This is a genomic window from Clostridium sp. UBA3061 (assembly GCF_002367465.1).
In the GTDB taxonomy this organism is placed as follows: domain Bacteria; phylum Bacillota; class Clostridia; order Clostridiales; family Clostridiaceae; genus Clostridium_J; species Clostridium_J sulfidigenes.
In genome coordinates, this window is record NZ_DFCF01000008.1 from 49,806 (window position 1) to 73,704 (window position 23,899).

Sequence of the window (23,899 nt, forward strand, 5' to 3'; positions counted from 1 at the left end):
TATGAGTTTTTATTAATATAAATTTTTAAAGATTTAATGATAAGTACCAGTGCATAAATACCTAAACCCCAAAACAATAAAATTATGGGTAAAATAATTAGCATAGGAATAAAAGCAAATAAAGTCTCCATAAAAGCCTCCTTATAATATAATATAATTTAATATGATTCACTTGGTGATGTAGAAATAGATTTTTTGGGAATAAATACCACAAGCAATGTAGATATAATTAATACAATTGTACAAGCAAGACCACCCTCAGCTCCGAAGTTACCACCAGATAGTAAAGAGTCACTAAAACTATTAACTTTCAAAATAGAAGGTCCTATGTTCATTCCACTAACAAGAATTCCATATATATTACCTTGAGCAAAGTTCCACATGGTATGAATTGCACATACTCCAATAATATTATCTGTACGATAGGCATAAACGGAAAAGAATATACCAACTAAAATAATATTAATCATTGGTAGTATAGAAAATCCTGAATTAAAAATGTGGAGAAACCCAAATAAACAGGAGTTCAAAATAATACCGAGAATAATTCCATTTTTAGCAGCAATTGAAGTTAATAAAAAGCCTCTACATAGAAATTCTTCACTGGCACCTTGTATCATAAAACCAATAAAGAAAATAATAATTAGAGGAAGAGAAGACAGAGTAACCTTAACAAAGGATAAGTGTCCAGAAATCATTAGAATCAATACAACAGCACTAAACATAACAAGCCCTACTATTAATCCAATGACATATTCTTTAAAAGCACCTTTTTTTATTAACCCCATGGAGCGAAGATTTCTTTTTTCACTAAACTTGCAATATAAAATACAGAGTATAATTAAAAATCCAGTACCAAATAAATTTATAAGAGTTAAAGTTTCATTATCTATGGTCATAGATAATCCATTGGATTTAATCACACTTATAAAACCTATTATTGCCATAGGAATCACAAGTATAAATTGACTTACTAAAATAAGAACTAAGGATATAAGTAAGTTGAGAAATGGATTGTGTTTCAGTTTAGCTTTTTTTGCTTCCTCAATCATAACGGAATGTGTGTTAAAAAATTTCATAAGAATCCCCCAATTAAAATTATAAAATATACACAGTAATGTATATGTAACATTATATTATATTTTACACTATATATATTAATTCACAATATATATAATATAAAAGGAGTAATTTAATACATAGGTTTCTATTAATGAATTCATATGTGAAAATATAATTCATTAATGTATAATAATTAGTAATAAATATTTTATAATAACAGTAAGTAACTATTTAAAATAAAAGGAGAGAACATATATGAGCATATTATTTATTCAGTATCCAAAGTGTACTACATGCATTAAGGCAAAAAAATTTCTTGTTGAAAATAACATAGAATTTCAGGATAGACATATAGTGGAGAATAACCCAACGAAGGAAGAGTTAGCTTTATGGCTTGACAAAAGTGGACTTGAGATTAAGAAATTCTTCAATACCTCAGGAAAGCTTTATAAGGAAATGAATTTAAAGGATAAGATTAAAGACATGTCAAAGGATGAAGCCATAGAACTTCTTTCTACTAATGGAATGTTAGTAAAGAGACCTATACTTATAGATGGAGATAAAGTATTAGTGGGATTTAAGGAAGATAATTATGAGAAATTTACAAATAAACCTTCTCAATAATCAATATGAAATTCTCATTAAATCAGGAATTATAAACAGTATAGGTGAAGAGATTTCAAAGATATATGAAGGAAATAAAATAGCTTTAATTACTGATGAAAATGTAGATAAATTTTATGGAGATATAGTTAAAAAGTCTTTAGAGGATAATGATTTTAAAGTTTTAAAGGTGGTTTTGAAACCTGGTGAAAGGAGTAAATCAATAGAATCTTTAATGAAGCTATATAATGAACTTTTAGATTTTAAGCTAAATAGGGGAAATTTAATTATAGCTTTAGGGGGAGGAGTCATTGGAGATTTAGCAGGCTTTTGCGCAGCTACTCTTTTAAGGGGAATTCCATTTGTTCAAGTTCCAACATCACTACTTGCCCAAATCGATTCATCTATAGGAGGTAAGGTTGCTATAGATTTACCTAGGGGAAAAAACTTAATAGGTAATTTTTATCATCCTAGGGCAGTATATATTGATCCTCAGGTGCTTAAAACCTTAGAAAAGAGATATGTAAATGATGGATTAGGTGAAGCTATAAAATATGGATTAATAAAGGAGAATGAGCTCTTTGAAAAGTTTGAAAGTATAGAAAGCTATGAAGCTTTATTTGAATATATAGAAGATATAATATATAAATGCTGTAGTATAAAAAAACAGGTAGTAGAGCAGGATGAAAAGGACAAAGGAGAGAGAATGATTTTAAATTTTGGTCACACCATAGGCCATGCTATAGAAAAGCTTGAAAATTATAAGGGTGTTTCTCATGGAGAAGCTGTAGCTATAGGGATGTACTCTATAGCCCTTAGATGTGAGGAGTTAAATATATGTAAGGATGGAGTTGCTAACAGAATAAAAAGTCTACTAGATAAATTTAACTTGCCCTATGATTTCCAAGTAAAGACCAGGGAAGATATTATTGATGCTATTTCAGTAGATAAAAAGACAATAGGGGATTTTATAAACCTTATTCTTATTGAAGACATAGGTAAGGTTTTTCTTCATAAGGTTACTCATGAAGAATTAGAAAAATTTATTTAGGAGGAAAAGCTATGGATAAAATTATAATAAAACCCAAGTTGCTTAAAGGGAATATAGTTGTTCCTTCTTCTAAAAGTTTAGGGCATAGGGGGATAATTGCAGCTGCTCTAAGTAGAGGGATATCTAGGGTGGATAATATACAACTTTCTAAGGATATTGAAGCTACTATGGAGATAATGAAGGAGCTTGGAGCAGTTGTTAATATTGAAGATCAAAACTTATATATTGATGGAAGAAAGATGTTTTCCTATGAAAAGAAACTAGATTTAAGATGCAGAGAATCTGGCTCAACTCTAAGATTTCTAATTCCACTAGCTTTAACCAAAGATGGTGACTATATATTTCATGGAGAAGGAAAGTTAATTTCAAGACCACTAGAACCATATTATGAAATCTTTGAAGAAAAGGGTATAAAATATTCAAGGGAAGAGGACGGTTTACCTTTGAAGGTAAGCGGAAAACTTACTAGTGGTACATATAGAGTAAGGGGAGATATAAGCTCACAATTTATAACAGGGCTACTGTTTTCTCTTCCCATTTTAGAGGGTAATTCTAGAATTCAGATAACTACAAAACTAGAATCTAAGGGATATATAGATCTTACTTTAGATATTTTAAAGGATTTTGGCATAGAGATAGAAAATAATAATTATGAAGAGTTTAATATTAGAGGAGCGCAAAAATATAATAGTAGAAACTATTATGTAGAGGGAGATTATTCTCAGGGAGCCTTCTTTTTAATAGCAGGGGCATTAGGTTCTTCTATAGTATGTTCTGGTCTAAATAAGGATTCTCTTCAAGGAGATAAGGTCATATTAGATATTTTAGAAGCTATGGGATGTAATATGGAAGAAAGTGAAGAAGGTATAAAAGTAAACCCTTCTAAGACTAAGGGCATAGAAATAGATGCCTCTAATTGTCCCGATTTAGTTCCAGTTCTTACGGTACTTGCTAGCCTTTCAGAGGGTGAAACTAAAATAGTAAATGTTAAAAGACTAAGAATTAAAGAGTGTGATAGACTATATGCTATAACTAAAGAGTTAAATAAACTAGGAGCAAATATAATAGAGTTAGAAGATTCTTTAATAATATCAGGTGTTAATGAATTAAAGGGTGGAGAAGTTGATTCTCACAATGATCATAGAATAGTAATGGCCTTGGCCATAGCAGCCACAAGAGCTAAGGGTGATGTAATCATAAATAATCCTAGTGCCGTAGAGAAGTCTTATCCTAATTTCTTTAAGGATTATTTTAAATTAGGGGGTGAAGGTAATGAGTTCAATTATAGGGAATAAAATAAAAGTATCAGTTTTTGGAGAATCCCATGGTGATGCCATAGGAGTTATAATTGATGGATTACCAGCAGGGCATAGGATAAATTTTGACTTTGTTAATGAAGAAATGAGAAGACGAGCACCAGGTCAAGATTCATTGTCTACTTCTAGAGTAGAAAAAGACATACCTAAGGTTTTAAGTGGAATTTTTGAAGAAAGAACTACAGGGGCACCACTATCAGCCATAATTGAAAATAATAATACTAAATCTAGGGATTATTCAGAGCTTAAGGTAAAGCTAAGGCCAGGCCACTGTGATTACCCAGCTATGATTAAATATGAAGGATATAATGACTATAGAGGTGGTGGACATTTTTCTGGTAGGCTCACAGCTCTTTTAGTCTTTGCAGGAGCAATATGTAAGGATATTTTAAAGGAATATGATGTGTATATAGGTGCACATATAAAGTCTATTGGAAAGATAAAAGATCATGGCTTTGACAAAGTAAATATAAGAAAAGAATTATTACAAGAATTGAGGAAGGATAGATTTCCTACATTAAATAAGATTATTTCCGAAGAAATGAAAAAAGAAATTTTAGCGGTTAAAGCTTTAGGAGATTCTATTGGCGGTGTTATAGAAGGAGCTGTTATTAACCTACCAGTAGGACTTGGAAGTCCAATGTTTCACTCAGTAGAAAGTGTATTATCCCATATGCTTTTTTCTATTCCAGCAGTTAAGGGAGTAGAGTTTGGAGAAGGATTTAACATCTCAACACTAAGAGGTAGTGAGGCAAATGACCAGTACTATATTGAAGGTGAGGACATAAAAACCTATTCTAATAATAATGGGGGGATTCTAGGTGGAATTACTAGTGGAATGCCAGTTACATTTTCAGTAGCATTTAAACCAACGCCATCTATAGCTTTACCACAGAAAACTGTAAATATGGATACGAAAACTGATGATATTTTAGAAATTAAGGGAAGACATGATCCTTGTATAGTACAAAGAGCAGTGCCAGTGGTGGAGTGTGTCACTGCCATTGCTATTTTAGATATGATGCTTCAGTAGAATAATATATAGGTATTCTAGAAGGGAGAAGAGTTTTGAATAATATCATATTAATAGGTCTTTCAGGATGTGGAAAAACATGTCTAGGTAATATAATTAGTAACGATGAAGAAATAAATTTTATTGACTTAGATGAATATATAGAAGAAAAAAACAATATGACCATAAAGGAAATGTTTAACATTAGTGAAGAATACTTTAGAGATAGGGAAACAGAAGCAGTTAAACAGGTTTCTAAACTAGAAAATACTCTTATAGCTACAGGGGGTGGCGTTATAAAGAGAAAAGATAACATGGATGCTTTAGGGAAAAGTGGATGTATAATATTTATAGACAGAAAACCAGAAAAAATAATAGAAACTTTAGATATATCAAATAGACCTCTTTTAAAAGAAGGAAAAGAAAAGATATATGACTTACATAAAGAAAGGTATAAGCTCTATAAAAAATATGCTCATATTACTATAGATAATAATGATAGTAAGGAGAAGGCTATTAATATTATAAAGGATATAATTAAAATTAAGCTCCATAAGCGTTAGTATTAATAGATATATTCCTTAAATCTTATCTGTTTATAAAGTCATATATGGATCCTTTTTAATATTATATTAATATAGAGAATTGAGGTGAGATCATGGATATTAAGAAAATACTGTCTATCATAAAACGGCAAGAAGGATTAAAGTTAGATTTTAAACAAAAGCTTTCCTTAGATTTTGAAAGTGGTAAAAAGGAACTAGCTAAGGATGTTTGTGCCATTGCTAATTCAAAGGGTGGAAGAGGATATATAGTTGTAGGTATTGAGGATAAAACAAAAGAGTTAATAGGCTTAGATGAAAGTGAAGTTTTCACAGAAGAACAAGTACAACAAATAATATCTTCTAGATGTGAGCCACCAATCCCAATCTCTGTAGATGAGTATAATATAAGTAAAAAAAGGATTTGTATAATTACAATATATGATGGAGAACAAAAGCCATATCAACTTAAGGAGAATGGAGCATTTTATATCAGAAGAGGCTCTACCACTGATACTATGAGAAAACAGGAACTAGTAGAAGCCTTTGAGGAGAATTTAGACTTTTTTATTGAAACTTCTCAAGTGGTGAGAAGTGATATAAATCTTATAAATATGGAAATAGTAAAAAACTATTTTCATAAAAAAGGTATAGTTATTAATAGCTCTAATGAAAAATTTCTTATGAGAAGTGCAGGAATATCATATACAGATAAGGATACTGGAGAAGAGAAATGTACCTTGGGTGGTCTTTTAGTATTTTCTGATAACAATAGCCTTTGCATACCTCAAAACATGATTAGAATAACTAATAATTTAGGTAAGGGAAAAGACCGAGTAAATGTTGTACAAGGTAATCTCTTATCTATGATAGATAAAAGCGAAGATATATTAAGAAAAATATTACCTAAGAATTATCCTATAGGAGCTATAGTTGAGGCAATAAACAATGCAGTGCTTTATAGGGAGTATTCTTCCATAGATAGAGTTATAGAAGTGGTGATATCTAGAAATAGTACAATAGTTAATAGCCCAGGACAAATGATACAGAACAATTCCACAGGAAAAAGAATTAACTATAATAGAAGAAATATGTGGCTTTATGAAAAACTAGTAACACTAGATGAAAATAAAAGATTTTTAAACAATGAAGGTGGATTTGGAAGGATAAAAAAGCCTTTCAAAAAAAATGTGACCTTTATAAACTCTAGAGCAGAAGACTGTTTTAAGGTAATCTTACCAGGAACAAAACTCTATGAAGGTAAAAAGTAGTGATATTAAGGTTAATTAGCAGTAAGTTTATAATCCTTATAAGTAAAAGATTAGACGATAAAGTAGGAACTAGAATTTATCGTCTAATTTTTTTGTAACGAAATTAATATTTTACGGACTTACTAATAGGAGGTGAAAATGTGGAGGATATAGAAGTGTACTATAAAAGCCATGGGAAAAAGGTGTATTACTATTTATTATCTATGATACATGATGATAATTTAGCAGAAGAGCTAACACAGGAAACTTTTTATCAGGCTATGAAAACTATTAATAAATATCGTGGGGATTGTAAGCCTTCTGTATGGCTTTGTCAGATTGCTAAACATGTTTGGTACAAACACCTTGAAAAGAATAAGAAATGTGAAACTATTTCAATGGAAGAAATAAAAATAGATATAATGGATTCTTATGATCTAAATTATGAGGTTATGAATAAATTTGATAAGTTAGCCTTTTATAAGAAATTGCGGGAATTAGATGATAATATGAAAGAGGTTATTTATTTACGAATTTCTAGTGATCTATCTTTTGCAGAAATAGGTGAAATAATAGGGAAATCAGAGAACTATGCAAGGGTAATGTTCTATAGGGGGAAAAAGAAGTTAATGGAAGGAGAGCTAACAAAATGAAATTAGATTGCTATATAGTAAAAGATTTATTGCCAAGTTATGTTGATGATTTGACAAGTGATGAAACATGTAAAGATATAGAAGAGCATCTAAAAGAGTGTAAAGATTGTAATAAAGAATTTCAGCAAATGATAAAACCTATGTCTGTTACAGATAAAGAGAAGCAAAACAATACCAAGGAAGTACATTATTTTAAAAAATGTAAGAAAAAATATTCAACCATGGTTAAGTTATTGATTGCAATAGCAGTTATATGTGCATTGCTATTTGCAGGATTAGTTATAATACTAACCTCGGCATATCATCAGCAGTATAATAATAAAGCAGTAAGCAATAATCTATGTATAAGTATAGAAGAGAATGAAAGTATCGATTTTATTGGGGAGTATGATGATTATAAGATATATACCTATAAATTAGAAGAAGCATACTTTATTGATTTTTTTGCAAATCGAATAGAAATAAAAGATGCATTTCAAAAGGGTAAAACATCATTAAAAGATATGACTAAACATTTAGAACTAGTAAATGAAGAAAATGGTAATAAGATATACGAATTTGAAAACTATCAAATTATTTTTAGGAAGGACATATGTGTAATAGCTCCATTATCTATAAAGGGAGAAGTTATAATTCAAGCTGTTGAAGACTACGTAGCAGAATAAGATTATTTGTTCACCAATTTTGTTATTTAATTGGAATTTCATGCACAGAATATACCATTTTGTGCATTTTTCTATAAAATAAACTGATTATAGGTTACAATGTGGATATAAAAATCAATACCCTTTAAGTGGAGATAGATTTAGTAGTTTAGCTAGATATGTCAGAGGTCAAGGATTGTTTAATTTGAAACTTACAAGAAATCCGTTTTCTCTGCTTTATGTTTTATAATGATTAAAATTATGTATAAAGGAGTTATAAGCATGGATTTAGTAATAATCATGTTAATCCCATATATTATTGTATTATTATCACAAATTTTCTATAAAAAAAAGCATTTAAAAAATGGTAAGAAAACAGATAGTACAGAGCATTTAGTTGTAGTAGTATTTGGAAATAGTGTGTTGGCTTATATATGTTCAAATTCTGCATTTACAGATACTATGCGTACTACAATAATAGGGCTTTTCACAGTTTTGTATATAATATTTTGGGTTATTTGTTTAGGTATAGATAATAAAAAATAAGATGAAGAAAACAAAATTTAACATTAGGAAAAACTTAATTTTAGTAGTTTAGCCATTGAAAGGAGGAAAAAAGATAATGAAAAAAGTAATGTGGTTAGGTCTTTCTATAGAAATAACAGTATTGATAATAATGTTATTATTTGTTGTATTCAAGAAGCCAGTACCAGGAGTACTCGTTGGTATTTTTGTAGTTGGAATGTTAACAAGTATAATATCTTCATTTTTCGTACAACGAGAGAAGATTAAAGAAAATTAAACTATTTAAATATACGAAATTTTATATAGGAAACTAGTCATATTTTAAACTATGAAACTAGTTAAATATGATCCTAGGTAACTATATAACTTTTTAACTAGTTAACTAGTTGTTGGCACCGTGGGAGTTTGTGGGTTTTTTGAATGTTTTTATTTATTAAATATTAGTATTTAAGTCTAGTTCTTTTCTGACTTTTTTTATTCATATAATATATAACCCCATGTCTTATAATATTATTATTACATTATGATAATTTCATAAATTTAGTTAATCTAAGGAGTTTATATATTATAAGTGAAATCATATATTTATTTGTGAGGTATGTATTATGAAAAAAGTACTGGCTTGTTTAGTGTTTATATTCATAGGAATAGGATGTTTTTATTTTGCATTTCAAGATGGGGTAAGTGCTACTTTAGGAATAACTTTAACAATAGTTGGAGCCATAGCGTTAGGAATTGGAATTTATAGAAGTTGCCGTTGTGGCATTATTAAAGAGGTAATAGATATTTTATTTCATTTATAGAGCTATAAACAATAAAATAGTTAGTATAGTAAATATTATGTATGAAATGGAGTATAAAATTGTGAAAGAAAAAATTATTGTGTTTATGAAGTTATTAGTGATTTTTTTTATTATTGGTATAGGCTCTGACTATTTATTTAAGTCAGGGGGAGTAGATTTTCTTAAAAGCTTTTCAATTGCATTGGGGATGTCACTAGGGATAACATATGTAATATATTCTAGTAATAAAGAATAAGATAATGTTTTGGTAATATAAATTACTACATGTATGGTAAGACTTTTAGTGATTTTAAAGACTCATTTATATTAGATTAAGTGGAGGAGGAAAATCATAATATGAATTATTTATCAGGATTTACTGTAATTTTAACTTGTTTTTTTACCTTCTACTGTTTTTATGAACTTATGTTTTCAATACACTTATGAGATAGTGATAATATTAATAAGGATGATTTCAATGAAGTATTGTATTTTAAAAATATAATGTCAATTGTATATTTATTTTGCTTTATTTGTTTTTTATCTTTGACTATTTTTGGCTATCTTAAAAATTGTATTTTTACTCCATGGAAAGCTAGGGTATTAGGTGTTCAAACATACATAACATTACTGATAATACTTAGTCTGCCAGAGTTTTTTAAATATAAGAAGAACAAATATAAGATAAAGAAAACAAAATTGAATATTAGGAAAAAGCTAATTTTAGTACTTTCAATGCTTGTTTTTTCTTTGATTTCCACCCTTATAAGTTCGTATATAATTTTACCCTAATTATTCAATGGAATAATCAAAACTATGTGTAGTATAGATGCATTTGCTAAATATCTAAAGCAGTAATAAAGAAATAAACAGTAGGTGCTTTTCCAGAAGTTTTGGGAAATGTATATTCGCATTTTTAATTAATGGATGTAGAGTAAAAATTCAGGGATTAATAAGACATTCAGCAACCCATTATTTCCAAACGCAACTCTAAATTTTAACAATTTTACACTATAGAATCTAGGAGAGATAGCATGAAAGTAATCAGAGTTATATTTGAAGCATTACTTCCAGGAATAATATCTGTTGGTATTGCAATACAATTTCAATGGTCGTGGCCAATTATGTTAATATTATATATAGCACTTAGTGGTATTGCGCATTTTATTATTTTGAGAATTAAAAGTAAAGAAGCAGTAAAAGAGGCTAGCATTAAAAAATATATGATTTATTCAATAATACTTATATTATTGGGCATAATTGGTATTGTTGTAGGGTTTATTGGAGGAGATAAACAGATTACATTGATTATTGGTATTGCATTATTTTCAGTAGGTACTTCATTGATATTTGCAAAATACATTAATTATTTTGCAAATATTATTCTAATGAAAATGAATAGAAATTAATATTATTTTAGACTGAGGAATAAAATGGTTATAGGAATTAAAATATTTCTTATAATTTTTGGTGTAATATTTTTTATATGTCTACAAAAATTGTTAAATTGTTGTACAGAAATGGATATAAAAATATAAGTAAGAAAAAACATGAGGAGATATCCAAAAAAATATTTAATTATGGTAGATTATATTGCATAATAGTAAGTATCTTGGATATTTTTATTGGTAATAATACAATTGTTTTGATATTACTATATTTTGTTTTTCTAGCAATAGGGTTAGCATAAGCTGAAATTAAAAAGAAGAGTATTTTGATTAATGAAAAAGAACCTATTACAGAGTGATTATATACATTCTATAATAGGCTCTTTTTAATTCAGAGCAGTAGCCTACCTTCTTCTACAGACCTCATTATAAAGTGAAACTAAAGTTTTAATGTGAACTTCCTCGTCCTTTACTATTCTTTCAAGTATTTCCCTAACTTTTTCATCTTTAATTAATTTTATAGTTTCTTTATATTGTCTAATGGTAGCTTTTTCACCGTCTATATCTTCACGAAGCATGGAGGCTAGATTTGAGCCATATTCAATAAATTTAGGTGACCAATGTCCTTTATTAATTTCAAATCTAGGATTTCCACCAAGAGCTATGATAAGTTTCCCCAAGATTTCTAGGTGCTCCAGTTCTACCATAGCTATAGCCTTTAAGCAATGGGATACATCTTCAAATTTTTCAGACATAGCTAGGCTGTGATATATATATTGATTTACAGAAGTTAGTTCTGAAATAGCACCAGCATAGTTAAGTTGTATTAGGTGTACATAAGATTTATTTTTATCCGTGCAATCTATTTCTGGATAAGGTAAATCTGCTTTATATATATTCTTAGCTTCCATAGCATATCTCCTTAAAAATTTTTACCATATATAATATGGGGATAAATATATTTTAGTGAGAGTTATTTATTACTATTATTGAAAAAATAACATAACATATATCTAAAGGTGTAGCCTATGGTCTTTGAGATTGATGGGTTACTAATAAAAAAGATATACACATTACAATGTAGTTTTTATCTAAAAGGCTTAATCCTAGTTGTATAAAAGGTTCAAATGGAGTGGGATGCCGGAAATGTGGAAGACGAGAAGCTAAGAATAAGAGAAGGGGTATAAGAAAAAATTGCAAAGGGAAGTTAATGAGAGGATGCCTTGACTATTCTTATATGGAAGTCATATACTTAATTTATAAAAATTATACTTTTTAATTAAAAACATATTTAAGTTTATAAAAGTTGATAATTTAAAATCCATAATAAACTGAGGTGGGGTTTAGCAATTTAGATCTAATAATTGAATCTCATATAAATTTAAGTCATGTCATGGTAAAAATTCAACTTAAGCTGTAACTTAAATTTATGTGCTATTTTTAACTGACAACACTGGAATTAAGCCAATTTAAATTATAAAATACATAAAAAGGGGAGACTTTAGATGAAAATTAATAAAAAAATTATATATCCCATAACTCTTATAGGTATATATATGGTGTATTTCTTTTTCCTAGTAAAATACTTCTATAATAATGATTTACTTATAGGTGTTAAAAACATCACTATATCAAATGTTGGGATACAATTATTAGGTGATTTTCTAGCTAACTTACTTATTGTAATAATTATTATATCAATTATGCTTAGAAAAAAACAATCACTAAATATAACTGGAACAACGAGAAATGGCAAAATAGTTGCTTGTATTTTATTTGCAATTTATATAGGAATATTTTTTATTAAAGGTGATTTCTCACTAGCAGGTATATATAAACCATTATTTTTTCTAATTACTATAGGATTTGTAGAAGAGTTTATTTTTAGGGGATACTTATTTACAGAATTAGATAAAGAGCTACCTACCTATTTAGCTGTCATAATTAGTGGTATGATGTGGGGTGCTATGCATGCTACTCTTCCAATTATTCTAAATAATTATTCAGGTATTCAATCTTTCAGTGCTATTATATCAACTTTTGGAGGATACACTGCGGTTGGGGCAATATTTGTTTTATTATATAAAAAGAGTAATTCTTTGATAGTTCCTATTTTAGTACATGCTCTATTAGATTATTGGCCAGTGTTAGTAGGCAAGGTATAATTATTTATCCTAACAACCTATTAAGCTTAAAATGTATACGTTTATTAACGATTATATTACTTATTAAATTGTTATACTGAAGGGGTAGAAAATTTTATGAAAAGGATTAGTCTAAGATTACTGTCAATTTTCTTAATACTAGGTATATTATTAACTGGATGTAAGAAAGAGGAGCGTTCAATTGAATTCTCTGATAAAAGTTTAGAACAATCACCTGAGAATAGAAAAATCATGCAAGAGTATTTAAAAGAAAACTATAGTGCTATAGATTTAGAAGATGAAAGTGAATTTAAAGATTTAGACATTATGGATTCAGATATAGAGGGAAAGGAAATCTTTTTTACTGCAGAGCTTCATGGCACTAAGACTAATGAACAATTAAACATGAAATTCTTAAAATATTTTAAAGAAAAAACAGATTTTAAATACTATTTATGTGAACTTCCCTATAGCGATGCTTATTTTATAAATAAGTATTTAGATACTGGGGATATAAAAATATTAGAAGATATATATAAGCCACTAAAAGGAACATTTGGATGGAATAAAGATGGTTATAACCATTGGAAGAAATTATATGAGTATAATAATACTCTACCTAAAGAGAGTAGAATAGAGGTTATAGGTGTGGATATAGAACATCAACCAATTAATGCCTATAGGTTTATAGTAGATATTTTACCAGAAAAGGAAGCTCCTGAAGAAGTAAAAGCAGTAATAGATAGGATTAAAAGTACATTTAATGATTTAGATAAATTTGATGAAACTTTTGCTCAATATTCAAAGGAATTGCAAAAGGATATAGAAAATAAGGAAGATATGTATAGAGAGTATCTTGGAGAAAACTTTACTGGTTTTAACCTTGCAAATTTGAACATATTAAATAAAGTGAATATAGATAATCATATTGAAGATCAAGTGGATTGGAATAATACTAGAGATAAAATGATATATGAAAATTTTCAAACTCTTCAAAAGGAATTACCTAAGGGGAAATATTATGGACAGTGGGGACTTAACCATACATTTCAAAGTAAAGAAAAAGATAAGATGTGGTTTGCTGCATATTTAAATTCTGATGACTCAATATTTAAAGATAAGATTTTGACAGTGATATATAATTATGATAGTTGTGAGAGAATGGCTAAATCAGGAGATGGTGGCTATACCACCAATGAGCTCCATGTTGTTTATCCACAAATCAAGGAAACTAATAATTTATTGGAAGGCAATTTAAATATTTATAAATTAACGGGTGAGAATACACCTTTTTCAGAAACACCAATGTTTAATAGTATTGATGGTAAAGAGCTAGAAGCAAGCATGTTAGATTTTTTTCAATATATCGTTTGTATAAGAAACTCTAAAGCAACAGAACCACTTAATGATGAATATAATTAAGTGATGATGACTTTAATTATAATTTCTGAGGTTATCAAAATAAAATTTTAGCTGAATTGACAAAAAAATTTAAACATGTAATAATTAAAAAAACATGTTAAAACAGTTCCGAAAGGGAGTTAAGTATGGATTTAATAAAGTTATTAGAGGAAAATCCTATAATAGCAGCAGTTAAGAATGAGAGTGAACTAGATATAGTACTAGATTCAGATGTTCAGGTAATATTTGTCCTATTTGGCGATATACTTAATATTAAAGAAATAAGTGAAAAGATAAATTCTAAAAATAAGATAGGTATAGTTCATATTGATTTAGTAGATGGTATTACTAATAGAGAAGTTGGAATAAAGTACTTAAAGAAAGAAACTCAGTTTAAAGGCGTAATAAGTACAAAACCTCAGGTAATTAAATATGCCAAGGCTTATGACTTATTAGCAATACAGAGAGTATTTATCTTTGATACTCTTTCACTAAATAATGCAATAAAGCATCTAGGAGAGGCCTGTGATGCTATAGAGATATTACCAGGGGTTATACCAAAGGTTATAGAAAAACTTGCAGAAAAGTCTAATAAACCTATAGTCGCTGGAGGACTTATTGAAAGTAAGGAAGAAATAATTACAGCTTTAAAATCAGGAGCAACCTGTGTATCTACTACAAAAGAGGAAATTTGGGCTATGTAGGCTAAGAGTGATGAGAGAGGCTACATAAGACTAGAATGCTAGTTTTATGTGCCTTTTTATTATTTATAAGAATGATTTTATCCGATGACTACCAGCTCTAATACTCCCATCTTCTTCAAAGTGGGAGTAAAGAGCTGTTACGTCCCTGGATAACGATTTCTAAGCTTCAGAGGGAGTAAAGACTCCCTCTGAAGCAAAGAATTCTGTTTAAACATAGATATTTAAGTAATTTATGGATGGAGGATTAAAATGGCAGATTATATAATTGCATTAGATCAAGGAACTACAAGTTCTAGAGCTATAATTTTTGATAAGGAACAAAACATATTAGGGGTGAGTCAAAAGGAATTTACACAAATATATCCTAAAGAAGGATGGGTAGAACATGATCCTATGGAGATATGGAGTAGTCAGTACTCTATGCTTCAAGAGGTTATGGCAAAGTGTAATATATCACAAAAAGATGTAGCTGCTATTGGAATAACTAATCAGAGAGAAACTACTATTGTATGGGATAAAAACACAGGGATGCCAATATATAATGCAATTGTATGGCAATGTAGAAGAACAGCTCATATATGTGATGAGTTAGTAAATCAAGGTTTTAGTGAATATATAAAAGAAAATACAGGATTATTAATTGATGCATATTTTTCCGGAACAAAGATTAAATGGATTTTAGATAATGTAGATGGAGCTAGAGAAAAGGCTGAAAGAGGAGACCTTTTATTTGGAACTGTAGATACTTGGCTAGTATGGAAGCTTACTAATGGGAGAGTTCATGTTACAGATTATACTAATGCTTCAAGGACTATGCTATATAACATTAAGGAATTAAAGTGGGATGAAACAATATTAGATATATTACAGATTCCTAAATCTATGTTACCTGAAGTTAAAAATTCCTCAGAGGTATATGGTCACACTAACTTAGGTGGAAATGGAGGAATTAGAGTTCCTATAGCTGGAATAGCAGGAGATCAACAGGCAGCTTTATTTGGTCAGGCGTGTTTTGAAAAGGGAAGTGCTAAAAATACTTATGGTACAGGATGCTTCTTATTAATGAATACAGGTGATGAGATAATTAGAAGTAAAAATGGATTAATAACTACTATTGCCATAGGAATAGATGGAAAGGTTCAGTATGCTCTTGAAGGTTCTGTATTTGTTGGAGGAGCAGTTATCCAATGGCTTCGAGATGAATTAAGAATGATAACTGATGCTGTGGATACCGAGTACTTTGCTAATAAGGTAGAGGATAATGGGGGAGTATATGTAGTTCCTGCTTTTGTAGGACTTGGAGCACCATACTGGGACATGTATGCAAGGGGAGCTATCTTTGGATTAACCCGTGGAGCTAATAGAAATCATATTATAAGAGCTGCCTTAGAGTCTATAGCCTATCAATCAAAGGCTGTTATTGATGCCATGTCTGAGGATGCTGGCTATAGAATTGGAAAGCTAAAAGTAGATGGAGGAGCAAGTAGAAATGGATTTTTGATGCAATTCCAGTCAGATATTATATGTCAAGAAGTTACTAGACCAATAATATCTGAAACTACGGCCTTAGGGGCTGCATATTTAGCTGGTCTTGCAGTAGGTTTTTGGAAGAGTAAAGAAGAAATTGCAGAGAAGTGGTTTGCTAGTAAGACTTACACGCCAAACTGCGATAAAGAGACTTCAGAAAAACTTTATGCTGGATGGGAAAAGGCTGTAGCAAGGACTAGACAATGGGAAGAAGATTAGTTAAATTTATTTTATGGAGGTAGGCTATGGAAATTAAAATAAAGAAATTTAATGAATTAACCACAGAAGAGTTGTATAAGATTTTAAGGGTAAGGAATGAAGTATTCGTAGTAGAACAAACTTGTATTTATCAAGATTGTGATAATAAGGACTATAATTCATATCACTTGTATGTAGAAGAAGGAAATGAAGTAGTAGGATACTTGCGAATAGTTAATAAGGGAATCTCTTATGATGAGATATCTATTGGAAGGGTATTAGTTAAGGAGACTCATAGAAATAAAGGTCTAAGTAGAAAAATCATGTTAGAAGCTATTAAGTTTATAGAAGAGAAACTTAATTCTACTGAAATTAGATTATCTGGTCAAGTTTATATAAAAGGATTTTATGGAAGTCTTGGGTTTAAACAAGTATCAGAGGAGTACTTAGAAGATGATATTCCTCACGTAGAAATGTTATATAAAAAATAGATTTGACCTTTAAGTTTAATAACTAAAGAGCAGTTTCATGGACACTTTTTTAAAAAAGTGATATACTATAAGTGTAAATGAAATATTAGTGCTGATAAGAGATTTAGAGACAAGCACAAAATAAGGAGTTATATCCTTATTTTGGCTTGTCTTTTTTGTGATTAAAGGAGGAAATTTTAATGTATGATATAGCTATAATAGGTGCTGGAGTAATTGGAGCTTCGATATTTAGAGAGCTTATGAGATATGAGTTAAAGGTAGCAATAATAGATAAGGAAAATGATGTTTCCATGGGGACAACCAAGGCAAATTCAGCCATTGTCCATGCAGGCTATGATCCTAAGGTAGGAACTTTAATGGCAAAGTATAACCTTAAGGGTAATGAAATGTTTGAAGAAATTTGTAATGAGTTATCAGTACCTTTTAAAAGAAATGGCTCTTTAGTAATTGGATTTGATGAAGAAGATATGGAAACTATAAAAGAATTATATGACAATGGAAATAAAATTGGTGTTAAGGGACTACAAATTTTAAATAGAGAGGAAGTCCTGGAAAAAGAGGTTAATTTAAGTGATAAGGTTGTGGGTGCACTATATGCACCAACAGGAGGAATTGTTGGTCCCTTTGAATATACAATAGCTCTTGTGGAAAATGGAGCAGAAAATGGTGGAGAGGTTAAATTAAATAGACAAGTAATTGGTATAGAAAAGAAAGAACATTTTATTATAAATACAGCTGAAGGTGAAGTTATAGAAAGCAAATATGTTATTAATGCATCAGGAGTCTATGCTGATAAAATACACAATTTAGTTTGTAAAGAAACCTTTAAGATAAATCCTATCAAGGGAGAATATTTTGTTATGGACAAGAGCCAAGGTGATGTAGTTAGTCACACCATATTTCAATGTCCTTCAAAATTTGGAAAGGGTATATTAGTGACACCTACAGTTCATGGAAATTTGTTAGTAGGTCCAGATGCAGAAAGTGTAGAGGATAAAGATAATGTTGCAACTACAGCTGAAAACTTAGAGTTTATTAAAAATACTGCTGTGAGAACCACAGATAAAATTAATTATAGAGAGAGTATAAGAAATTTTGCAGGACTTAGAGCAAATCCAGATTGTGGAGATTTTATTGTAGGAGAAGCTAAGGACGTTAAAGGCTTTATAGATGTGGCAGGAATGAAATCACCAGGATTGTCTTCTGCACCAGCGGTAGCTTTAGATGTGGTAGAAATTCTAAAAAATTCCGGACTTAAGGCTGAGTTAAAAGACAATTTTAAAAATACTAGAAAGCAAATTAACTTCATGGAATTATCCAGTGAAAAAAAGGCAGAACTTATAAAAAAGGATAGTCGATATGGAAAGATAATCTGTAGATGTGAAAGTATAACAGAAGGTGAAATTATAGATAGTATAAAGAGATCCTTTGGAAAAGTAACCCTAGATGGAGTAAAGAGAAGGTGTAGACCAGGTATGGGAAGATGCCAAGGTGGCTTCTGTGGTCCTAGAGTTCAAGAAATAATTGCAAGAGAGTTAAATGTTCCAATGGAAGATATAGTTCAAGAAAGCGATGGCTCATATATTTTAATTGGAAGAACTAAGTAGGAGGAAACATTTATGTATGATTTAATAGTAATAGGTGGAGGTCCAGCGGGACTTGCAGCAGCTTATGAAGCTTATAATAATGGAGTAGAGAAAATATTAATAGTAGAGAGAGATAGAGAGCTTGGAGGAATACTAAATCAATGTATTCATAATGGCTTTGGACTTCATACTTTTAAAGAAGAGCTTACAGGGCCTGAATATGCTGAAAGATTTATCCATATGATAAGTGATACTAGGGTTGAAGTTAAACTTAATACCATGGTATTAGAAATAAAAGAAAATAAAGAGATTCATATGATAAATGAGGAAGATGGATATTTAATACTAAAGGGAAAAGCTATCATTCTTGCTATGGGATGTAGAGAAAGAACTAGAGGAGCTATAAATATGCCAGGGGATAGACCTTCAGGAGTGTTTACAGCAGGAGCTGCTCAAAGATATATCAATATGGAAGGATATATGCCAGGAAAGGAAGTTGTGATTCTAGGATCAGGTGATATAGGTCTTATTATGGCAAGAAGAATGACTTTAGAAGGTGCAAAGGTTAAGGCTGTAGTAGAGCTTATGCCTTATTCTAACGGACTTAATAGAAATATTGTTCAGTGCCTAAATGATTATGATATCCCACTTTATTTATCACATACCGTAACTAAAGTTGTAGGAAGAAAGAGATTAGAAAAAGTGGTAATTGCTAAAGTAGATGAAAACAAAAAGCCAATAAAAGGTTCTGAAATTGAGTTTCATTGCGATACTTTATTATTATCTGTAGGACTAATACCAGAAAATGAGTTATCTTCTAAGGCTGGTATTGATAAGGATAGAAGAACAAATGGACTTATAGTGAATGAAAGCATGGAAACTTCTGTAGAAGGAATATTTGCCTGTGGAAATGTAGTACATGTTCATGATTTAGTAGACTTTGTTAGTGCAGAATCTAAACATGCTGGATTTTGTGCTGCCAAATATATTAAAGGTAAAGATGACAAGGAGAATTATGTAAATATAATAAATGGTGAAAGAATTAATTATACTGTTCCCCAAAGATTAAATGTAGAGGCTGTAGAAGATAAATTAACCATATTTATGAGGGTAAATAATATATATCATAATAAGAGGATTGTGGTTAGATGTGGTGAGGATATAATCTCTAGCTTTAAAAGAAATCACTTAGCACCATCGGAAATGGAAAAGATTTTACTTAATAAAACTCAATTAGAAAAGATTACAGGAGATATAACAATTTCTCTAGAGGATGGTGAATAATATGATAAAAGAATTAATTTGTATAAGTTGTCCTATGGGATGTCATTTAAAGGTAAATACTGAAACAAAAGAGGTTACAGGAAACACTTGCAAAAGAGGTGAAATTTACGGGATAAATGAAGTAACTAATCCTGTAAGAGTTATAACTACCACAGTAAAAGTTAAAGATGGTGAGCTCCCTGTTATACCAGTAAAAACAAAAACACCTATTCCTAAAGAGTTAAATTTTAAAGCTATGGAAGTATTAAATTCTATAGAAATAGAGGCTCCAATTTCTATGGGAGATATCATAGTGAAGGACATTCTAGGCACTGGAGTAGATGTGGTGGCTACTAGAAACTTAAAGAAGAATATAGAGTAGGATAGTAAATATATTTTAAAAATAATAGAGATTTAGAATAATAATTTATAGGTTGGAATAATATATTTACAATGAAGCATTTTTAAGGTAGGAGTTTATGGCACAGAGAAGAATTATTGAAAGTTATGGAAGAGATCTAGGTTTTACTATAGATCAATTATGTAGACTTATAGGTTCCTATAAAATCTTAGTTGATACAGCAAGCAGCGTGAACTGTATTACCATTGCTAACAAAAGGGATATTAAAGATGCCCTTAAAAGAGCACAGGAAGTTGGTTGCTTAATAGATGAGCTTATAGATGTTTTAGATTGTAGTATATGTACCTGGGGCAACTATATGAAATTAAAAACTGAGTATATAAACTCTAGATTAGATTTATGCCTCATAGAAACCGAAGTAGAAGAAGAAATCAGATTACAATCAGGACTATAATAATATAAAACATGTTATAAAGTAATTGAAAAGATGTTAATATATATATTAACATCTTTTAATTTTATCTGATGACGACTAGTCCTGGATAACGATTTTACCTAAAGGACAATGATTTCTAAGTATCAAAAATACTGACACTAAGAATATTCTGTTAGTAAAGCTTCAAAGAAGCTAGGAATTCTGTTTATAACGAAAGTGAGGGAATTTTATGTGGTATGATTACTTTGACTCTATTATAGGAACTATATATGTGGTTATGGATGAAAAGGGCGTTGTGAAGATAGAGCTTTTTCAAGATGGATGGGAAGAATACCATAACCTTAATAAGGGAAGTTTAGAACATAATAAAGAGAGGTGCTTAGGGGCTATAACTCAATTAAAGGAATATTTTAATGGTGAAAGGGAAGATTTTAACTTACCATTGTCAGTAAGGACTACAGAATTTAGAAATAAAGTTTGGCAGGAGCTTATAAATATACCCTATGGAGAAACTAGAAGTTACAGCGATATTGCTATAGCAATTGGAAATCCTAAAGGTGTAAGAGCTATAGGTGGGGCCAATAGAGCAAATGAATTTCCTATAATAATTCCATGTCACAGAGTAATTGGAAAAAGTGGAAAATTAGTAGGATATGCAGGAAATCATATGGATATAAAAAGTAAGCTTTTAGAATTTGAAAAAAATAATAAGGATAATTTATTAAAAAAAACTCATTAATTTACCAGTCATAAATAATTGTATATTTACACAAAATAGGCTAAAGGATATTTTTAGCCTATTTTTTATTTTAAATAAGACCGTAAGTCGTTTTTGTGTTAGGTTCTTTGCTAGGAGGATATATATGAAAAAGTTTTTTTTATATGGAATTATAATTTTAACTATATTAGTTACTTTCATTAATAATATGAAAGTATTTGCAGATGATATAGAAGAGAATAATGAAATTAATTATAATACTACAATGAAACAAGATATTCTAACTTTAATGATGGCATATCCGGAGTTCATAACTGGAGTTGAAAAAAGTGAAGAAGGAAAGGTATTTATAATAACAGATTCAGGAAAGAAAATACTCTATGATGATAAACAATCTAAGGATTTTAACGGAAAAATGGATAATGCAGACCTTCAAGATATACTAGAAGATATTTATCCTCTTACTATGCCTGATAAGCTTTTAGATATAAATAGAGATCCAGGTAGATTTAGAAATTATAATCTTTTAAATGAAGTTTATGGAGGTAGTGAAAGAGAAGTATCATCTAACCTTATAAGTGTTCCTGCACCTTATAAAAACTATCAATTCAATAAAAATAATGGAGCTGCAGAAAGTTTAAAGAAGGCTATGGAGGAGTTAAAACAATTATCATTAGGAAATGGAGCTGTATCATCTCTTTTAAATCCTATTAATGGAACTTTTAATTATAGAGTTATATCAGGTACAGGAAAGCTGAGTCCTCATGCCTATGGAATAGCTATTGATATCAATAGTAATCCTAGTGACTATTGGAAGTGGGCATCTAGAGATGCTGGAGAAAAGAGGATGTTATCTTATCCTAAGGAATTAGTAGATACTTTTGAAAAAAATAACTTTGTATGGGGTGGAAAATGGGGTCATTTTGATATTCTTCATTTTGAATATAGACCAGAGGTGTTAATAAAGGCAAAATACTTTGGAGAAACCTTCAACAAAGATATGGATTGGTTTGGTGAAGTACCAAGAGATATAAAAATAGATAATTATATTAATATTATTGAAGGAACTTTAAATTAATAATTAACTAAAGAGCTAAAATGAGGAGGACCTTTATGAACATTATAAGATCCATAAAAAAGATACTTACATGGAAGTTGATATTTGGAATATTACTAGCTATTATTATTGCAAATATTTTTTTTTCTAGAGCTAATGCTGAAGATGTAGATGAAGAAGTAAAACTAGAAATTAAGAACTTCATTGAAGAAACTATTGCAAAGCGTAATAGAGCCATCGTAACTGGAGAAGAAGAAAGCATTAAGTCCGTTTATGATATGGGAACTAAGTATGGTACATGGGCCTATGAAAATGAAGAGAAAAAGATGATTTATCTTCACAATTGGGAACAGAAACAAGGGGTTAAAATTACAGAAATACTTCCTAAGGTAGTTGTAAATCGTATAAGTGAAAAGGATAATGGATTCAAAGTTAACTTTACATGTTCTACAGAATATAGGTATGTTTATGAAGATAGACTAGAAGAGGTTAATGCAGCTAGGATAGGGACTTATCATGTACTTACTTTAATAAATAAAGGGGACAATTTCTTAATAAATAAGGAGTGGTATACAGATCCCTTTGCAGATTCTTTAAATTTAGAAAAAATAAAAGTAGATGATGTAAAAGAATTTATTTTAGCTCAAGAACCTAAAGATTTCTCAAATTTAGATGAAAGAAGGAAAGCATCTGTAGAATATGCCAATAAATATTGTGGAGCAGCTACTGAAGAAGAATTTGGTTATAAATACAATAAAGATTATAGAAATTTTAATCCTGAAGGTGGAGATTGTGCTAACTTTGCTTCACAGATATTGCATGAGGGTGGTAAATTTAAGAAAAATTCATCATGGAATTATTCTAAAGGAGAAGCTACAGCATCTTGGGTAAATGCGGATAAATTTAAGAGTTATTGGGTATATAGTGGAAGAGCTTCAGTAATAGCTCATGGAACCTATGATAAGGTATATAAAGCTTCCTATCAACTTATGCCAGGAGATTTTGTTGCTTATGAGAAAAAAGGTGATATTAAACATATATCTACTGTAACCAATGCAGATTCTAGAGGTTATGCTTTAGTTACTTGTCATAATACTGATAGAAATGATGTGCCTTGGGATTTGGGTTGGAGTGATAAAAATATTAAATTTTGGCTTATAAGAGTTCATTATTAAAAATATTTAA

The 23,899-nt window shown here is 29.8% G+C and carries 27 protein-coding genes; 25 read left to right on the top strand and 2 right to left on the bottom strand.

What is annotated here, in order from left to right; genetic code table 11:
- Positions 1–158 precede the first annotated feature (158 nt).
- The gene (locus tag B2P65_RS06595; RefSeq protein WP_346876303.1) at positions 159–1,079 is read right to left on the bottom strand and encodes a type II CAAX endopeptidase family protein; all 921 of its coding nucleotides are present in this window, start codon (positions 1,077–1,079) and stop codon (positions 159–161) included.
- 238 nt (positions 1,080–1,317) lie between these two features.
- Here B2P65_RS06595 and B2P65_RS06600 point away from each other — a divergent pair, with 238 nt between their 5' ends.
- From B2P65_RS06600 to B2P65_RS06660, 13 genes are all read left to right on the top strand, one after another.
- Positions 1,318–1,686 carry an arsenate reductase family protein gene (locus tag B2P65_RS06600; RefSeq protein WP_346879088.1) on the top strand — a complete coding sequence of 123 codons (369 nt, stop codon included), beginning with the start codon at positions 1,318–1,320 and terminating at the stop codon, positions 1,684–1,686.
- Complete coding sequence (aroB, locus tag B2P65_RS06605) at positions 1,655–2,716, top strand: 3-dehydroquinate synthase (RefSeq protein ID WP_346879822.1); 1,062 nt, start codon at positions 1,655–1,657, stop codon at positions 2,714–2,716. Before B2P65_RS06600 ends, aroB begins: the two co-directional genes overlap by 32 nt.
- An 11-nt stretch (positions 2,717–2,727) precedes the next feature.
- Positions 2,728–4,011 carry a 3-phosphoshikimate 1-carboxyvinyltransferase gene (gene aroA, locus B2P65_RS06610; protein ID WP_346879823.1) on the top strand — a complete coding sequence of 428 codons (1,284 nt, stop codon included), beginning with the start codon at positions 2,728–2,730 and terminating at the stop codon, positions 4,009–4,011.
- Entirely contained in the window at positions 3,989–5,065 is a 1,077-nt protein-coding gene (gene aroC, locus B2P65_RS06615; RefSeq protein ID WP_346879824.1) for a chorismate synthase, read from the top strand. Before aroA ends, aroC begins: the two co-directional genes overlap by 23 nt.
- A 35-nt stretch (positions 5,066–5,100) precedes the next feature.
- On the top strand, positions 5,101–5,607 hold the full coding sequence (locus tag B2P65_RS06620; RefSeq protein WP_346879825.1) for a shikimate kinase: 507 nt from the start codon (positions 5,101–5,103) through the stop codon (positions 5,605–5,607).
- 95 nt (positions 5,608–5,702) lie between these two features.
- Positions 5,703–6,857 (top strand): helix-turn-helix domain-containing protein, encoded by a 1,155-nt coding sequence (locus B2P65_RS06625; protein WP_346876309.1) that lies wholly within the window; start codon positions 5,703–5,705, stop codon positions 6,855–6,857.
- Between the two features lie 140 nt (positions 6,858–6,997).
- A complete protein-coding gene (locus B2P65_RS06630; protein WP_346879826.1) occupies positions 6,998–7,489 on the top strand; it encodes a sigma-70 family RNA polymerase sigma factor in 492 nt (163 codons plus the stop codon).
- Positions 7,486–8,154 (top strand): zf-HC2 domain-containing protein, encoded by a 669-nt coding sequence (locus tag B2P65_RS06635; protein WP_346879827.1) that lies wholly within the window; start codon positions 7,486–7,488, stop codon positions 8,152–8,154. The genes B2P65_RS06630 and B2P65_RS06635 overlap by 4 nt, the downstream gene beginning before the upstream one ends.
- Positions 8,155–8,415: 261 nt before the next feature.
- Entirely contained in the window at positions 8,416–8,679 is a 264-nt protein-coding gene (locus tag B2P65_RS06640; RefSeq protein WP_346879828.1) for a hypothetical protein, read from the top strand.
- A gap of 76 nt (positions 8,680–8,755) precedes the next feature.
- The gene (locus B2P65_RS06645; RefSeq protein ID WP_346879829.1) at positions 8,756–8,935 is read left to right on the top strand and encodes a hypothetical protein; all 180 of its coding nucleotides are present in this window, start codon (positions 8,756–8,758) and stop codon (positions 8,933–8,935) included.
- A gap of 328 nt (positions 8,936–9,263) precedes the next feature.
- Positions 9,264–9,461 carry a hypothetical protein gene (locus B2P65_RS06650; protein ID WP_346879830.1) on the top strand — a complete coding sequence of 66 codons (198 nt, stop codon included), beginning with the start codon at positions 9,264–9,266 and terminating at the stop codon, positions 9,459–9,461.
- A gap of 61 nt (positions 9,462–9,522) precedes the next feature.
- The gene (locus B2P65_RS06655) at positions 9,523–9,696 is read left to right on the top strand and encodes a hypothetical protein (RefSeq protein WP_346848752.1); all 174 of its coding nucleotides are present in this window, start codon (positions 9,523–9,525) and stop codon (positions 9,694–9,696) included.
- A 778-nt stretch (positions 9,697–10,474) separates the two neighbouring features.
- Positions 10,475–10,849, top strand: coding sequence for a hypothetical protein (locus B2P65_RS06660; protein WP_346848754.1), 375 nt, complete (start codon positions 10,475–10,477; stop codon positions 10,847–10,849).
- 383 nt (positions 10,850–11,232) lie between these two features.
- Here B2P65_RS06660 and B2P65_RS06665 read toward each other — a convergent pair whose 3' ends face one another.
- Positions 11,233–11,739, bottom strand: coding sequence for a ferritin-like domain-containing protein (locus B2P65_RS06665; protein WP_346879831.1), 507 nt, complete (start codon positions 11,737–11,739; stop codon positions 11,233–11,235).
- Between the two features lie 594 nt (positions 11,740–12,333).
- On the opposite strand from B2P65_RS06665, the gene B2P65_RS06670 reads away from it, so the two are divergent.
- The 12 genes from B2P65_RS06670 (at position 12,334) to B2P65_RS06725 (ending at position 23,889) form a co-directional block, all read left to right on the top strand.
- Entirely contained in the window at positions 12,334–12,993 is a 660-nt protein-coding gene (locus tag B2P65_RS06670; RefSeq protein WP_346879832.1) for a CPBP family intramembrane glutamic endopeptidase, read from the top strand.
- 96 nt (positions 12,994–13,089) lie between these two features.
- A complete protein-coding gene (locus B2P65_RS06675) occupies positions 13,090–14,394 on the top strand; it encodes a hypothetical protein (RefSeq protein WP_346879833.1) in 1,305 nt (434 codons plus the stop codon).
- Between the two features lie 125 nt (positions 14,395–14,519).
- A complete protein-coding gene (locus tag B2P65_RS06680; protein WP_150845407.1) occupies positions 14,520–15,077 on the top strand; it encodes a glycerol-3-phosphate responsive antiterminator in 558 nt (185 codons plus the stop codon).
- Between the two features lie 249 nt (positions 15,078–15,326).
- On the top strand, positions 15,327–16,823 hold the full coding sequence (glpK, locus tag B2P65_RS06685) for a glycerol kinase GlpK (protein WP_346879834.1): 1,497 nt from the start codon (positions 15,327–15,329) through the stop codon (positions 16,821–16,823).
- A 26-nt stretch (positions 16,824–16,849) separates the two neighbouring features.
- Positions 16,850–17,293, top strand: a complete 444-nt coding sequence (locus B2P65_RS06690; protein WP_346848761.1) for a GNAT family N-acetyltransferase — start codon at positions 16,850–16,852, stop codon at positions 17,291–17,293.
- Between the two features lie 179 nt (positions 17,294–17,472).
- Positions 17,473–18,900: an NAD(P)/FAD-dependent oxidoreductase gene (locus tag B2P65_RS06695; RefSeq protein WP_346879835.1), complete on the top strand. Its 1,428-nt coding sequence runs from the start codon at positions 17,473–17,475 to the stop codon at positions 18,898–18,900.
- A 12-nt stretch (positions 18,901–18,912) separates the two neighbouring features.
- Positions 18,913–20,163 (top strand): FAD/NAD(P)-binding oxidoreductase, encoded by a 1,251-nt coding sequence (locus tag B2P65_RS06700; protein ID WP_346879836.1) that lies wholly within the window; start codon positions 18,913–18,915, stop codon positions 20,161–20,163.
- 1 nt (position 20,164) lies between these two features.
- Positions 20,165–20,524, top strand: a complete 360-nt coding sequence (locus tag B2P65_RS06705; protein ID WP_035134767.1) for a DUF1667 domain-containing protein — start codon at positions 20,165–20,167, stop codon at positions 20,522–20,524.
- Between the two features lie 97 nt (positions 20,525–20,621).
- Positions 20,622–20,957, top strand: coding sequence for a hypothetical protein (locus B2P65_RS06710; RefSeq protein ID WP_346848764.1), 336 nt, complete (start codon positions 20,622–20,624; stop codon positions 20,955–20,957).
- A gap of 211 nt (positions 20,958–21,168) precedes the next feature.
- Complete coding sequence (locus tag B2P65_RS06715; RefSeq protein WP_346879837.1) at positions 21,169–21,678, top strand: methylated-DNA--[protein]-cysteine S-methyltransferase; 510 nt, start codon at positions 21,169–21,171, stop codon at positions 21,676–21,678.
- A gap of 124 nt (positions 21,679–21,802) precedes the next feature.
- A complete protein-coding gene (locus B2P65_RS06720) occupies positions 21,803–22,735 on the top strand; it encodes a M15 family metallopeptidase (RefSeq protein ID WP_346879838.1) in 933 nt (310 codons plus the stop codon).
- Positions 22,736–22,770: 35 nt separating this feature from the next.
- Positions 22,771–23,889 (top strand): amidase domain-containing protein, encoded by a 1,119-nt coding sequence (locus tag B2P65_RS06725; protein WP_346879099.1) that lies wholly within the window; start codon positions 22,771–22,773, stop codon positions 23,887–23,889.
- The last annotated feature ends 10 nt before the right edge of the window (positions 23,890–23,899 follow it).